This is a genomic window from Streptomyces sp. URMC 127 (assembly GCF_051386535.1).
GTDB lineage: Bacteria > Actinomycetota > Actinomycetes > Streptomycetales > Streptomycetaceae > Streptomyces.
The window spans coordinates 1-14215 of sequence record NZ_JBPQTW010000185.1; the positions used below are offsets into that span (position 1 = coordinate 1).

The following is a 14215-nucleotide window of genomic DNA, read 5'->3' on the forward strand; positions in this document are numbered from 1 at the left end:
GGATGCGGCTGGGGCGGGGCGGGGGGTCGTACGACCGGGTTCTGGCGCGGTTGTCCCGTGCGGGGGCGACTCCGTCGCTGGTGGTGCTGCTGTACGACAGCGAGGTCCTCGACGAGGTGCCGGCGGAGCCGCACGATCGGGCCGTGGACGCGGTGGTCACCCCGAGCGGGGTGCGGCGCTTTTCGCGCTAGCGCGCTCGTCCTCAAACGCCGGACGGGCTGAATGGAGATCCATCCAGCCCGTCCGGGCATCAGGCACCGCCGCCCGCAGGGCTCACGGCTTGAGGGTCAGCTCCGCGTCCGTCGCCTTCTTGACCGCGTCCGCGGAGAACGCCCACGGCAACAGCTCCCCCTTGGCCCACTTGTCCGTCTGGTCGTAGTAGTGCGCGTTGTACGCGTGCCCGGACGCGCCGGTGAGGTTGATCCACCGGGACTTGTCGAGGTCGGCGAGGTTGACGACCATCCGCATGGACGGGACCCAGATCACGTCGTAGCCGCCCGCCGCGTTCCAGCCCGCCGCGTTGACCGCGGCCTCGCCGCCGGCCAGGTTCCACGGGCCGCGGTTGAGCATCCACTGGACGATGCCGGGGCCGTTCTTGCCGAGGGTCTGGTTCTTCAGGCTGAGCTGGTGGAGGCGGCCCCAGCTCCAGGAGCTGACGTCCTTGCCGAGCTTGGAGGTCAGCTCCCAGCGGGCGTCCTTCATGGCCTGGGCGAGCAGCTCGTCCCGGTTGGCGGCGCCGCCGCGGCCGCCGGTCTTCCACCACTCGTCGCCCGGCTTGTCCAGGATGGAGCGGACGACCTCGAACCAGCGGTCGCCGCCGTCGGGCTGCGCCGAGTCGGGCTCGCGCTCGCCGCACTCGCGGACGAGGCGGGTCTTGCCCTCCAGGTCCTCCTGGGGGCCGGCGTCGTTGGTGGGGTGGACCCGCAGGCACTGGCCCTTGACGCGCAGCTCCTTGGGGAGCTTGTTGCCGAAGGCGAGCTTGAGGGTGTTGCGCCAGACGGCGTTGAAGTACGCGGCGGCGGCCGAGTCGGCTTCCTGGTTGTAGTCCCAGCCCTGCAGCAGCTTCTGCGCCTCGCGGACGTACTTCGTCTCGCGCTCGTTGGCGCCCTTGAGGTCGATCTTCAGCAGGTAGGGCGTCAGCAGCTTGGCGATCTCGCTGCTGTTGTCCATCTGCATCTTCTGCATGTCGTCCGTCGAGATCTTGCCGCCGTCCTTGATCTTCGACTGGATCAGGTCGTCGATGCGCTTGCTGCGGGCGCCGTAGCCCCAGTCCCCGGTGAGGGAGTAGGGGTACTTCTTGTCGGTGACGGCCTGGTTGGCGGTGACGATGTAGCCGCGCTTGGGGTTGAGCTCCCAGGGCAGCTCGCCCGGCTTGAGGTAGCCGGTCCACTGGTAGGCGGGGTCCCAGCCGGGGGCCGGCATGCGGCCGTCGCCCTTGCGGACGGGGATGCGGCCGGGGGCCTGGTAGCCGATGTTGCCCTTGGTGTCGGCGTAGATCAGGTTCTGCGAGGGGACGTCGAAGCCGGCCGCGGCCTTGCGGAAGGCCTGGAAGTCGCCGGCGCGGTTGAGGTCCATCAGGGCGTCCATCGTGCGGCCGGCCTCCAGCGCGGTCCAGCGCAGGGAGACGGCGTAGCCCTCGGCGCGGTCGGGCGCCGGGTCCTTCACGGGGGCGTCCTGGCCGACCTTGCCCAGCTCGCTGTTCCGGTCGGAGACGACGGGGCCGTTGCGGGTGGAGCGGACGGTGATGGTGCGCTCGTCGCCGCCGGCGACCTTGATGGTCTCCTTGCGGGTGGCGAAGGGGACCTGCTTGTTGTCGTAGAGGTAGCTGCCCGAGGTGACCTTCTCCAGGTAGAGGTCGGAGACGTCCGCGCCCAGGTTGGTCATGCCCCAGGCGATGTCCTGGTTGTGGCCGATGACGATGCCGGGCATGCCGGCGAAGGAGTAGCCGGCGACGTCGAACGGGCAGGACGGGCCGGTCTTCGTGCAGTGCAGGCCCATCTGGTACCAGAGCGAGGGCATCTGCGGGGCCAGGTGCGGGTCGTTGGCGAGCAGCGGCTTGCCGGTCGTCGTGTACTGGCCGGAGACGACCCACGAGTTGGAGCCGATGCCGTTGCCGGACTTGCCGAGCAGCGCCGGGATCTTGTCGAGGGTGTTGGACAGCGACGTCAGGCCGGTGCGCAGGCCGCCGGCCGCGCCGGCGCCGCCGCCGGTGGCCGCGCTGCCGTTGTTGCCGGCGCCGCCCTGAGCGCCGGGAGTGCCGGCGTTGCCCTGGTTGCCCGCGTTGCCCTGGGCGCCCGGGGCGCCCGGCGTGTGCGTGCCGCCGGTCCGCCCGGTCCCGCCGGTCTCACCGCTGGTGCCCGGCGCCGCCGGGGTGGCCTTCGGGTCGAACTCCTTGGTCGCCGGGTCGATGGCCCCGCCCTCGACGACCGGCTTGTTCCGGTCGTACGGGTACGCCGGGTAGAGCTGGTCGATCTGCTGGGGGCTCAGCCGCGTGGAGGCCAGGGAGCGGTCGATCTCGTCCTGTACGTTGCCGCGCAGGTCCCAGGCCATGGCCTTGAGCCAGGCGACCGAGTCGACGGGCGTCCACTTCTCGGGCTTGTAGTCGTTCTCGAACTCCAGAGCCGCGTACTCGACGGACAGCGACTTGCCCTGATGGTCCTTGAGGTAGGCGTTGACTCCGTCGGAGTAGGCCTGCAGGTACTTCTTGGTGGTGGCCGACAGCTTGGTGTCGTACTCCTCCTGCGCGACCTTCCGCCAGCCCATGGTGCGGATGAACGCGTCGGTCTCGACCTGGTCCTCGCCGAACATCTCGGCCAGGCGGCCCGCCGTCAGGTGGCGCCGGACGTCCATCTCCCAGAACCGGTCCTGCGCCTGGACGAAGCCCTGGGCGCGGAAGAGGTCCTCGGCGCTGTTCGCGTAGACCTGCGGAACGCCGTGGTCGTCGCGCGCGACCTTCACCTCCCCGCCCAGCCCCTTGAGCTGGAGGGTGCCGCTGGTCTCCGGGAAGGAGGCACGCACGGTGCTGACGCTCCAGTACGCGCCGAAGCCGATGCCCGCGACGAGCAGGAGCACGACGGTGATCACGAGCAGGCGGGCGCGTCGCCCCTTCTTCTTCTTGCCGGACTTGCCGGAAGGGCCGGTCTTGTTGGCGGGCATCGCTGTCCTTAGAGGGGCAGGGTGGTCCTGGAGTGCTGGAAGCAACCATAGGCGCAGGGCGCTCAGCGGCCGGACGCGGATGCCTGACCGTGCAGTGACATGAGTCCCTCTTCGGCCCTCCCGGGCACCCTCGCCGGCCCGTAAGGCGTTAAGAACCCGTAAAATATTAGATGAGGAAACGAACTACCGTCAGGCCGGAGGAACGTTCCGGCCTTGCCCATGGCAATGCGCCCCGGCATTGCACCGACCACGCACCGCGGTGCGCGCGTGAAGGGACCGGCCCCTGACTGTCCACCACCTCAACGAACTCCTGCTGATCTGCTCCCTCGTGCTGCTCGTCGCGGTGGCGGCGGTGCGCATCTCCTCGCGCAGCGGGCTGCCGAGCCTGCTCATCTACCTCGGCATGGGCGTCGCCATCGGCCAGGACGGCATCGGCGTCTCCTTCAACGACGTGGGGCTGACCCAGGTCATCGGCTACGCCGCCCTGGTCGTCATCCTCGCCGAGGGCGGTCTCGGGACGAAGTGGCACGAAATCAAACCCGCGCTGCCCGCCGCCGCCGTGCTGTCCACCTTCGGCGTCGCGGTGAGCGTGGGCCTGACCGCCGCCGCCGCGCACTACCTGGCGGGCGTCGAATGGCGGCAGGCCCTGATCATCGGTGCGGTGGTGTCCTCGACGGACGCGGCGGCCGTCTTCTCCGTCCTGCGCAACGTCCCCCTGCCGGCCCGGCTCACCGGCGTCCTGGAGGCCGAGTCCGGCTTCAACGACGCCCCCGTCGTCATCCTCGTCGTCGCCTTCTCGGCGGCCGGGCCCGTCGAGCACTGGTACCTGCTGCTCGGGAAGATCGCCCTGGAGCTGGCCATCGGCGCCGCCATCGGCATCACGATCGGCCTCCTCGGCTCGTACGGGCTGCGGCACGTGGCCCTGCCCGCCTCCGGCCTCTATCCCATCGCCGTGATGGCCATCGCCACCGCCGCCTACGCGGGCGGCGCCCTCGCGCACGGCTCCGGCTTCCTCGCCGTCTACCTCGCGGCGCTGATCCTCGGCAACGCCAAGCTGCCGCACTGGCCGGCCACGCGCGGCTTCGCCGAGGGACTCGGCTGGATCGCCCAGATCGGCATGTTTGTCCTGCTGGGCCTGCTGGTCACCCCGCACGAGCTGGGCGACGACATCCTGCCCGCGCTGGTCGTGGGGCTGGTCCTGACGGTGGTCGCGCGGCCGGTGTCGGTGTTCCTGAGCACGGCGCCCTTCCGTACGCCCTGGCAGGAGAAGGCGCTGCTGTCCTGGGCCGGGCTGCGCGGCGCGGTCCCGATCGTGCTCGCCACCATCCCCATGGTGGCCGGGGTGGACGACAGCCGCCGGATCTTCAACATCGTCTTCGTGCTGGTGATCGTCTACACGCTGGTGCAGGGCCCGACGCTGCCCTGGCTGGCCCGGCACCTGCGGCTGGGCGAGAAGGAGCCGCCGGAGGACCTCGGCATCGAGTCCGCGCCCCTGGAGCGGCTGCGCGGCCACCTGCTGTCGGTCTCCATCCCGGAGGGCTCGCGGATGCACGGCGTGGAGGTCTCGGAGCTGCGGCTGCCCGCGGGCGCGGCGGTGACGCTGGTCGTACGGGAGGGCAAGAGCTTCGTGCCGGGGCCCTCGACGGTGCTGCGGCTGGGCGACGAGCTGCTGGTGGTGGCCACGGACCCGGTGCGCGACGCGGCCGAGAAGCGGCTGCGGGCGGTCGGCGAGGGCGGCAAGCTGGCGGGCTGGCTGGGGACCACGGGGAACCATGCGGAGGCCCCTGCCGGATCCTCCGCCGGGGCCCCTGCCGGGCCCTCTGCCCGGCCCTCCGCCCGGTCCTCTGTGACGAAGGCCATAGGCATATCCAAAGGCCCCCGTATGATAAAGAGGAAGTAATCATTCACTCCCGCCCCGCGCGGGAGGATTCCCCAGATTCACACCGAACCAACTCTGCCTGATGCAGGGCTGGCGCGACCGCACGGCGGCCGCGGTCGCACGAGGCGGCCGGAAGGCATCTACCACGGTCCTGCGCGAGAGGACAGCTCTCGGCGCGCTCCGTGGCGGCTTGCCGTCCGGCGGCGCGCTACCAGGCGGCGGAAAGGCCTGGGCCGTGGCATCCACGGTCAACGAACGGCCCGGATACGGGCAGCTGCTGCGCACCCCCGGCGCGTGGACGTTCCTGCTGCCGGGCTTCCTGGCCCGGCAGCCGTTCGCGATGCTGACGATCGGCATCCTGCTGCTGGTCAACGACACCACCGGCTCGTACGGCACCGCCGGCACCGTCTCGGCGACGGCGGGCGTGGCCATGGCCCTGTTCGCTCCGCAGAGCGGCAAGCTCGCGGACCGCTTCGGCCAGGCCGCGGTCCTGATCCCCGGCGTCGTCGTGCACGCGGCGGCGATCTCGCTGCTGACGGTGCTCGCGCTGTCGGACGCTCCCCTGTGGGCGCTGCTGGCCGCGGCCGTGCCGGCCGGCGCCTCGACCCCGCAGATCGGCCCCATGGTGCGGGCCCGCTGGGCGAACAAGCTGGAGGGCTCGCCGCTCATGCCGACGGCGGCGGCCTTCGAGTCCGTCACCGACGAGTTCACCTTCGTGATCGGCCCGGTGCTGGCCACGGCGCTGTGCACCGGCGTCCACCCGGCGGCGGGCCTGATCGCGGAGGCCGTGCTGACGCTGGCCGGCGGTCTGCTGTTCGCCTCGCAGCGGCGCACGCAGCCGCAGGCGAGCCGCGGGGCGGCCGGTGCCGCCGAGGCCGGCAAGCGCGTCTCGGCGCTGTCCGTGCCGGGCGTGCGGGTGCTGGCGATCGTCATGCTGGGCATCGGCACCGTCTTCGGCGGCATGCAGGTGTCGATGACCGCCTTCACCAAGGAGATGGGCGAGCCGGGCCTGAACGGCCTGATGTACGGCGCCTTCGCGGCCGGCAACATGATCGCGGGCATCGCCTGCGGCGTCATCGCCTGGAAGACGAGCCCGCAGCGCCGCCTGCTGCTGGCCTACCCGCTGCTGGTGCTGGCCACGACCCCGCTGTGGGCCGCGCACCACATGGTGCTGCTGGGCGCCCTCGGCATGGCCGTGGGTCTGTGCATCGCGCCGTCGCTGATCACCGGCTACACGCTGGTGGAGAAGCTGGTCCCGGCGGGCGCCCGCACCGAGGCGTTCACCTGGCTCACCGGCGCCGTCGGCCTCGGCCAGGCGGCCGGTGCGACCGTGGGCGGCCGTCTGATCGACGCCCACGGCGCGAGCACCGGTTTCCTGGTGCCGCTGGGCGGCACGGCGGCCGCGCTGCTGGTCCTGCTGGCGCTGCGGAAGGCCCTGACTCCGCGCTCGGAGTCGGTGGTCGCGGCACGTGGGGTCGGTCACCGTGAGGCCGTTCCGGTGGACTGACGGACCGGAATACTGCAGTATGGAGCGTCGTTAGCACTCAACGAGTGAGAGTGCCAGGAGGAGCAAGTGCCGACTTACCAGTACCAGTGCACCGAGTGCGGCGAGGGCCTCGAGGCGGTGCAGAAGTTCACCGATGACGCCTTGACCGAGTGCCCCAGCTGCCAGGGACGCCTGAAGAAGGTCTTCTCTGCGGTCGGCATCGTCTTCAAGGGCTCCGGCTTCTACCGGAACGACAGCCGCGGCTCGTCGTCCAGCAGCTCGCCCGCGAAGTCCTCGTCGTCCTCTTCGGCCTCGTCGTCTTCGTCGTCCAGCACGACCACGACCACGGCCGCCAAGAGCGAGTCGAAGCCGTCGGCCCCCGCGGCCACCGGCACGTCGGCCGCCTGAGGCCCCGCCGCCGTACTGCGCTTTCCGCCCACAGGGCCCTTCACCCGCGCGCGCAGGTGAAGGGCCCTGTGGCGTGCGCGCGCCCGCCGTTAGGGTGACGTCCATGGTCGAAATGCACAGTGCGCGTGCGGACATAGGCGTCATCGGCGGCTCGGGCTTCTACTCCTTCCTGGAGGACGTGACCGAGGTCACGGTGATGACCCCGTACGGCTCGCCGAGCGACTCCCTCTTCGTCGGCGAGCTCGCCGGCCGCAGGGTCGCCTTCCTCCCCCGCCACGGCCGCGGTCACCACCTGCCGCCCCACCGCATCAACTACCGGGCCAACCTGTGGGCGCTGCGCTCGCTCGGCGTGCGCCAGGTGCTCGCCCCGTGCGCGGTCGGCGGGCTGCAGCCGCACTACGGGCCGGGCACGCTCGTCGTCCCGGACCAGCTCGTGGACCGCACGAAGGCGCGGGCGCAGTCCTACTTCGACGGGGAGATGCTGCCCGACGGCCGGGTGCCCAACGTCGTCCACACCAGCTTCGCCGACCCCTACTGCCCCACCGGCCGCGCGGTGGCGGTCGCGGTGGCGCGCGGCAAGGGCTGGGAGCCGGTGGTGGACGGCGGCACGATGGTCGTCATAGAGGGCCCGCGCTTCTCCACGCGCGCCGAGTCGCGCTGGCACGCCGCCCAGGGCTGGTCGGTCGTCGGCATGACCGGGCATCCCGAGGCCGTCCTCGCCCGCGAGCTGGAACTCTGCTACACCTCGATGGCACTGGTCACGGACCTGGACGCGGGCGCCGAGACGGGCGAGGGCGTCTCGCACGACGAGGTCATGCGGGTCTTCGGGGAGAACGTGGGCCGGCTGCGCGAGGTGCTCTTCGCCGCCGTGACCGCCCTGCCGGAGACCGCCGAGCGCGGCTGCCTCTGCGCGGACGTGCACAAGGGCTGGGACCTGGGCATCGAGCTGCCGTGAGGACGGCCCCCGGCCGGATATGGAATCCTTCATTCCGCAGTATCCGGACCATCCGGGCGTAAACCGTGACAGAAGGGTTTGAGCAGTGACGACGAAGACCGGGGTCCTCGGCGGCTTCAAGGCGTTCCTCATGCGGGGCAACGTCATAGACCTCGCCGTCGCCGTCGTCATCGGAGCCGCGTTCACGAACATCGTGAACGCGGTGGTCAAGGGCGTGATCAACCCCGTCGTGGGCGCCTTCGGCACCAAGGACCTCGACCACTACGCGGTCTGCATCAAGGGCCCCTGCGCCGTGAACGCCAAGACCGGCGAGGTCACGCAGGGCGTCTCGATCCAGTGGGGCTCCGTGCTCAGCGCCTCGCTGACCTTCCTGATCACGGCCGCGGTCGTCTACTTCCTGATGCTGCTGCCGATGAAGCGCTGGCAGGAGCGGCAGGCGGCGCGGCAGCCGGCCGCCCCGGCCAAGGAGACGGAGCTGGAGCTGCTCGCCCAGATCCGTGACGCGCTCGTCGAGCAGCGGCGCGAGCCGGGCTCGGAGACGGTGCCGGCGCCGCGGTAGGCGCCGGGCGGGCGCCCGGGGGCGACGGTCAGATGTGGTGCGGCGGCTTCTCGTCCAGGAAGCGGGCGAGATCCGCGGCGGAGCCGCCGGAGGCGGGCCGCTCGCCCCAGCCGCGGTCGGTGTCGTCCGAGGACTGCTGCGACAGCGGGTCGTCGAAGATCAGGGCAGCGGCGGGGTTCTTCGGCCGCGGAGCGGGCCCGGGGGCGGTGTCACTCATACGCCCAGGGTAAGCGGAGGCGCAGGGCGACCGCCGCGGTCGCAGTGCCGCGGATCCCGCCGCCACGGCCCGGTGGCTTCTCACCGCCGCGGCGGGCCGCTTTCCCTCCGCCGCAACGGCGAGGAACCACGACGACGCGACCCGGCGGTGCCGAACCGGCCGCAGCCCGTACGTATGGCTCCGCCGCGCGAGCGACCCGGCCCCGCCGCGCGAGCGACCCCGTACGTACCGCCCCGCCGCGCGAGCGACCCCGTCCGCGGTGAGAATCGCCGTATGAGCGAGGACGCACCCGCCCCACGGGAACCCGGCGGGCCGCCGCCCTCCCCCGTGCTGCGCCGCATGACGGGCCGCGGGCGTGACGAGGCACACCGGACGGCCACGCCGCTGGAGCTCTTCTTCGACCTGTGCTTCGTCGTGGCGGTGGCCGTCGCGGGCCGCGAGCTGGTGCACGCGCTGGCCGAGGGTCACCCGGAGCACGGCGTGCCCGGCTACCTGATGGTGTTCTTCGCCATCTGGCTGGCGTGGCTGAACTTCACGTGGTTCGCGTCCGCGTACGACACGGACGACGTCCTCTACCGGGTGGTGACCCTGGTCCAGATCGCGGGGGTGCTGATCCTGTCGGCCGGGATCCCGCGCGCCTTCGACAACAGCGACTTCTCGGTGGTGTGGTTCGGCTATCTGGTGATGCGGCTGGCGCTGGTGTCGCAGTGGCTGCGGGCCGCGTTCTCCGCCGAGGGGGCGGAGCAGCGGACGGCGCTGAAGTACGCGGCCGGGGTGAGCGCCTGCCAGGTGGGCTGGCTGGGGGTGCTGTTCCTGCCCGACCACGCGAAGCCGTGGGTGTTCCTGGTGATGGCCGTCCTGGAGCTGGGGGTTCCCGCCTTCGCCGAGAGGACGCGGCAGACGGCCTGGCACCCGCACCACATCGCCGAGCGGTACGGGCTGTTCACGATCATCGTGCTGGGCGAGACGGTCTCGGCGGCCACGGTCGCCGTGCAGTCGGCGCTGGAGGAGAGCGAGGCGCTGGACGAGCTGCTGCCGATGGCGGCGGGCGGCCTCCTGCTGATCTTCGCCGCGTTCTGGATCTACTTCGCCGTCCCCATCCACCTGCACCTGGCCTCCAACCGCCAGGCGTTCCTGTGGGGCTACGGGCACTACGTCGTCTTCGGGTCGGCGGCGGCGATCGGCGCGGGCATCGAGGTCGCCGTGGAGCAGGCCGCCGGCAAGGCGCACGTCTCGACGGCGGCGGCGGCGAGCGCGGTGACGGTCCCGGGGGCGCTGTTCATGTTCTCGGTGTGGCTGATCCACTCGCGGCACTACAAACGCACCCTGGCCCAGCAGTTGGTGCTGCCGGTGTCCGCACTCGCGGTGCTGGCCTGCACGTTCGCCGGGCAGCGGGCGGTGCTGCTGGCGGGGCTCGTGGCGGCGGTGACCGTAGGGGTGGGAGTGGGGTTGTCCACAAGGAACCCACCGCCCGCGGAGGCGTGATACGCATGACTGCATGACGAACGCACCCGCCCCCGGGGCCATGGACGCGCTCACCGACGTCGCCGGCATCCGCGTGGGCCACGCCCGGCGCCGCGGCGACGGCGCACTCACCGGCACCACGGTCGTCCTCACCGCGGAAGGCGGCGCCGTCGCCGCCGTCGACGTCCGCGGCGGCGGGCCCGGCACCCGCGAGACCGACGCCCTCGACCCGCGCAACCTCGTCCAGCGCGTGGAGGCGGTCGTCCTCACCGGCGGCAGCGCCTACGGGCTGGAGGCCGCGTCCGGCGTGATGGCCTGGCTGGAGGACTGCGGCCGCGGCTTCCGCGTCGGCCCGGACCCGTCCCAGGTCGTCCCGGTCGTCCCCGCCGCCGCCCTCTTCGACCTCGGCCGCGGCGGTGACTGGCGGGCCCGGCCGGACGCCGCGCTGGGCCGCGAGGCCGCGGAGGCCGCGGCCCGCGAGGACGTGGGCGCGCCCGTCCCGCAGGGCAACGTCGGCGCCGGCACGGGCGCGGTGGCCGGCGGCATGAAGGGCGGCGTGGGCACGGCGAGCCTCGTCCTGCCCTCGGGCGCGACGGTCGCGGCGCTGGCGGTCCTCAACGCTGCCGGTTCCGCGGTCGATCCGGCGACGGGCGTCCTCTACGGGCAGATGTACAGCCAGACGTACGGCCACGCGTATGGCCAGATGGCCGGGCAGCCGTACGAGGGTGTGGCCGAGCGCCCCGACCCCGCCCGGCACGCGGCCGCGCAGCAGCGGCTGGCGGCGGCGCGGGAGGAGTCGGCGAAGCGCTCGGCGGCGTCCGTCCGGCCGCCGCTCAACACCACGCTCGCGGTCGTGGCCACCGACGCCGCGCTCACCCGCGCCCAGGCGCAGAAGCTCGCCGGGACGGCCCACGACGGCCTGGCGCGCGCCGTCCGGCCGGTGCACCTGCTCAACGACGGCGACACCGTGTTCGCGCTGGCCACGGGCGACCGTCCGCTGGTGGCCGAAGACGTCTTCGGGGACACGGCCGTGCTGCTGGCGGCAGGCGCGCTGAACGAGATCCTGGCGGCGGGCGCGGATGTCCTCACGCGCGCGGTGGTGAAGGCGGCGCTGGCGGCGGAGACGGTGGACGGGCCGGGCGGGGTGTTCCCGTCGTACAGGGAGCTGTACGGCTGAGCGACGAACGAACACAGGGACCGTAACCCGTTCAGGTGAACTGGTCGTCGTGACAAGCGAGTCGGCTTGCCGTATGGGCATCTCCCCTGAGTGAGCGAGAACGGGTTCGTGAGCGCCGTAGTCACGGCCCTGGAGGGCGCCGTCCCCGGCGGCCCGAAGTGGCGGGTCTCCGCCGGGGACTTGTGGGCGACGGCGCGCCCGCCCCTCCACGTACCGCGCGCGCAAGGCTGGAAGATCCACGTGAGCGCGGCGACCGGCGCGGGCGCCGAGGTCCTGCGCCGGGTGGCGGGGGTCGCCGCCGGGGCGCGGTGCGCCTTCAAGTTCGCGGCCGGGCCCGCGCAGCTCGCGAGCGTCAACTCGCGGGACCGCGAGCGCGGTTCGGCTGGCAAGTTCATCACCCTCTACCCCGCCGACGATGACGGCCTCCCCGCGCTGGCCGAGGCCCTGCACGCGGCCACGGCCGGCCTGCCCGGCCCGGCCGTCCTCTCCGACCGGCCCTACCGGCCCGGCAGCCGCGTCCACTACCGCTACGGCGCCTTCACCGGCCGCCCCGAGCTGAGCCCCGACGGCCTGTACAGGACCATGCTCACCGCGCCCGGCGGACAGCGCGCCGAGGACGTACGGGGGCCGCGCTTCAACCCGCCGCCGTGGGCCGTGGATCCGCTCGGACCGCGGCGGGACGGACGGGCCTCCGGGCCGGGCCCGCCCGCGCTCCTCGCCGGGCGCTACGCCCTCACCGGCGCGCTCCGGCGCTCGGCCCGGGGCGGCGTCTACACCGGGACGGACACGGCGACCGGCGAAGAGGTCGTGGTCAAGCAGGCCCTCGCGCACGTCGAGGTGGACGGCTCGGGGCGTGACGCGTGTACGGCCCTGCGCCGCGAGGCGGAGGTCGCGGACCTGCTGATGCGGGCGGCCCCGGGGCTCACGCCCCGTCCTCTGGAACTCGTCGAGCGGGAGGGCCAGGTCTTCCTCGTCCGCGAGAACGTGCCCGGTACGGCGCTGTGCTGCCGGGTGACGGAAGTGACGCGGCAGCGGGAGCGGGAGCGGGAGCAGGACCGTGGCGGGGACAGCCGCCCCGGCGTGCCGTGGCCGGTGGCTGCGCCTCTCGTGAAGGCTCTGTTCGCGCTGGTGGAGGCCGTGCACGGGGCCGGGTTGGCCATCGGCGACCTCGCGCCGGGCAATGTGATCGTGCGGCCCGGCGGCGGTCTGCGGCTCATCGACCTGGAGTCGGCGGCCCGGGCGGGCGAGGCGGTGGGGCTCGCGGGCACGCCCGGCTACCGGGCGCCGGGAGGAGGGACGGGCGCCGACCCGCGGGACGACCTCTTCGCCCTCGGCGGCCTGCTGTTCCTGCTCGCAACCGGCCACGACCCTCCACCGCCGGACGCGGCGGGCGGCGTCCCCCGCGGATGGCTGCGGCTCGCGGCGCGCGAAGGGGAGACCGCGCGGCGGCTGGCGCCCCTGATCGGCGGCCTGCGGCGGACGGACCCGGGGCGGCGGACGCTGCTGCCGCGGGCGCGGGCGGTGCCGCGCCGGTGCGGGACGCCGCCCGGCGGCCGGGCGCCGGACGGGGCTACGGCGGAGCCGCGGGGAACGGTGACCGAGGCAGGCTCCGCCCCCCTGCCCGACGCCCTGCTCGACCGGCTTCTCGCCGACGGCGTGGCCCACCTCGCCGCCACCGTGCAGCCCCGCAGCACCGACCGGCTGTGGCCCACCACGCCCGGCGGGCTGCGCACCGACCCGTGCAATGTCCAGCACGGGGCGGCCGGCGTCCTGGGCGTGCTGGTGCGCGCCGCCGCCACCCCCGCGCTGCCGGAGGACGTACGGGCCTCCGCCCGTACGACCGCGCGGGCGGCCGCCGACTGGATCGTCCGGCGGACGACCGCCGACCCCGCCGTCCTGCCGGGCCTGCACTTCGGCCGTGCGGGCACGGCCTGGGCGCTGTACGACGCCGCCGGTCTGCTGGCGGACGACGGCCTCGCCGCGTACGCCTGCGCCCTCGCCCACGGCCTGCCCGTGCGCTGGCCACAGCCGGACGTGTGCCACGGCGCCGCGGGCGCGGGATTCATGCACCTGCGGCTGGCGACCGGCCGCGCCGGGGCCTGCGCACGAGGGCTGCTCGCCGCCGCGCGCCGTACCCCGCACGGGGTGGAGTGGCCGGTGCCGGAGGGCTTCGACTCCGCGTTCGCCGGGGGCACGTATCTCGGGTACGCGCACGGGGTCGCCGGGATCGGCGCCTTCCTGCTGGCGGCGGCAGCGGCCACCGGCGAGGAGGCGTTCCTGGAGGCGGCGGTAGGGGCGGGCGGCACGCTGGCGGCGACGGCAGACAGGGAGGACGGCGCCGCGTGGTGGCCGCGGCGTACGGACGACCCGGCCCCGTTCGCGCGCTCCGCCCACTGGTGCAGCGGATCGTCAGGCATGGGCACCTTCCTCGTCCGGCTCTGGCAGGCCACGGGTGACGCGCGCGCCCTCGAACTCGCCCTGGCAGCCGGGGAAGCCGTGCTCCGCGCCCGCTGGCGCAGCACGACCGCGGCCTGTCACGGGCTGGCCGGGGACGGCGAGTTCCTGCTCGACCTCGCCCGCGCCACCGGCTCGCCCCGCTTCCACGCCGGAGCCCGGACGCTCGCGGCCCTCTTGGCGGCCCGCAGCACCGTCACCCCCGCCGGGCTGCTGGTGACCTTGGACGAGACCGGCCGCGGCTGCGCCGCCCCGTATGGCACGGGCACCGCGGGCGCGCTGGCGTTCCTGCTGCGGCTGCGGCACGGCGGCCCGCGCTTGTGGACGGACCTGTAAGGCACGAACACCGCAACGAAGGAGAAGGAGGCGGCAATGGCCGGCATGGAAGCGATGGAGACCTTCGAACAGCTCCACTACGCCCTGGAGGAACTGCCGAACGTGGCACCGCGGGACCCGGCGG

11 protein-coding genes are annotated in these 14215 nt (G+C 73.3%); 9 read left to right on the top strand and 2 right to left on the bottom strand.

Annotated features, from left to right (window positions below):
• On the top strand, positions 1 to 191 hold a 191-nt coding region (locus ACSNOH_RS27300; protein WP_436724083.1), incomplete at its 5' end, for a 5-formyltetrahydrofolate cyclo-ligase.
• 82 nt (positions 192 to 273) lie between these two features.
• Here the strand turns inward: ACSNOH_RS27300 and ACSNOH_RS27305 are convergent.
• A complete protein-coding gene (locus ACSNOH_RS27305) occupies positions 274 to 3156 on the bottom strand; it encodes a penicillin acylase family protein (protein ID WP_436724084.1) in 2883 nt (960 codons plus the stop codon).
• A 328-nt stretch (positions 3157 to 3484) separates the two neighbouring features.
• Between ACSNOH_RS27305 and ACSNOH_RS27310 the strand changes: the two genes are divergently transcribed.
• From ACSNOH_RS27310 to mscL, 5 genes are all read left to right on the top strand, one after another.
• On the top strand, positions 3485 to 5056 hold the full coding sequence (locus ACSNOH_RS27310; protein WP_436724085.1) for a potassium/proton antiporter: 1572 nt from the start codon (positions 3485 to 3487) through the stop codon (positions 5054 to 5056).
• A 214-nt stretch (positions 5057 to 5270) separates the two neighbouring features.
• Complete coding sequence (locus ACSNOH_RS27315; protein ID WP_436724086.1) at positions 5271 to 6542, top strand: MFS transporter; 1272 nt, start codon at positions 5271 to 5273, stop codon at positions 6540 to 6542.
• Between the two features lie 66 nt (positions 6543 to 6608).
• Positions 6609 to 6929: an FmdB family zinc ribbon protein gene (locus ACSNOH_RS27320; RefSeq protein WP_436724087.1), complete on the top strand. Its 321-nt coding sequence runs from the start codon at positions 6609 to 6611 to the stop codon at positions 6927 to 6929.
• Positions 6930 to 7032: 103 nt separating this feature from the next.
• Entirely contained in the window at positions 7033 to 7884 is an 852-nt protein-coding gene (locus tag ACSNOH_RS27325; RefSeq protein ID WP_436724088.1) for an S-methyl-5'-thioadenosine phosphorylase, read from the top strand.
• A gap of 85 nt (positions 7885 to 7969) precedes the next feature.
• On the top strand, positions 7970 to 8443 hold the full coding sequence (gene mscL, locus ACSNOH_RS27330; RefSeq protein WP_436724089.1) for a large conductance mechanosensitive channel protein MscL: 474 nt from the start codon (positions 7970 to 7972) through the stop codon (positions 8441 to 8443).
• 28 nt (positions 8444 to 8471) lie between these two features.
• Here mscL and ACSNOH_RS27335 read toward each other — a convergent pair whose 3' ends face one another.
• The gene (locus ACSNOH_RS27335) at positions 8472 to 8660 is read right to left on the bottom strand and encodes a hypothetical protein (protein ID WP_436724090.1); all 189 of its coding nucleotides are present in this window, start codon (positions 8658 to 8660) and stop codon (positions 8472 to 8474) included.
• Between the two features lie 273 nt (positions 8661 to 8933).
• Here ACSNOH_RS27335 and ACSNOH_RS27340 point away from each other — a divergent pair, with 273 nt between their 5' ends.
• From ACSNOH_RS27340 to lanL, 3 genes are all read left to right on the top strand, one after another.
• Entirely contained in the window at positions 8934 to 10145 is a 1212-nt protein-coding gene (locus ACSNOH_RS27340; protein ID WP_436724091.1) for a low temperature requirement protein A, read from the top strand.
• 13 nt (positions 10146 to 10158) lie between these two features.
• The gene (locus tag ACSNOH_RS27345; protein WP_436724092.1) at positions 10159 to 11301 is read left to right on the top strand and encodes a P1 family peptidase; all 1143 of its coding nucleotides are present in this window, start codon (positions 10159 to 10161) and stop codon (positions 11299 to 11301) included.
• A gap of 108 nt (positions 11302 to 11409) precedes the next feature.
• Positions 11410 to 14091 (top strand): class IV lanthionine synthetase LanL, encoded by a 2682-nt coding sequence (gene lanL, locus ACSNOH_RS27350; protein ID WP_436724093.1) that lies wholly within the window; start codon positions 11410 to 11412, stop codon positions 14089 to 14091.
• Positions 14092 to 14215: the final 124 nt, after the last annotated feature.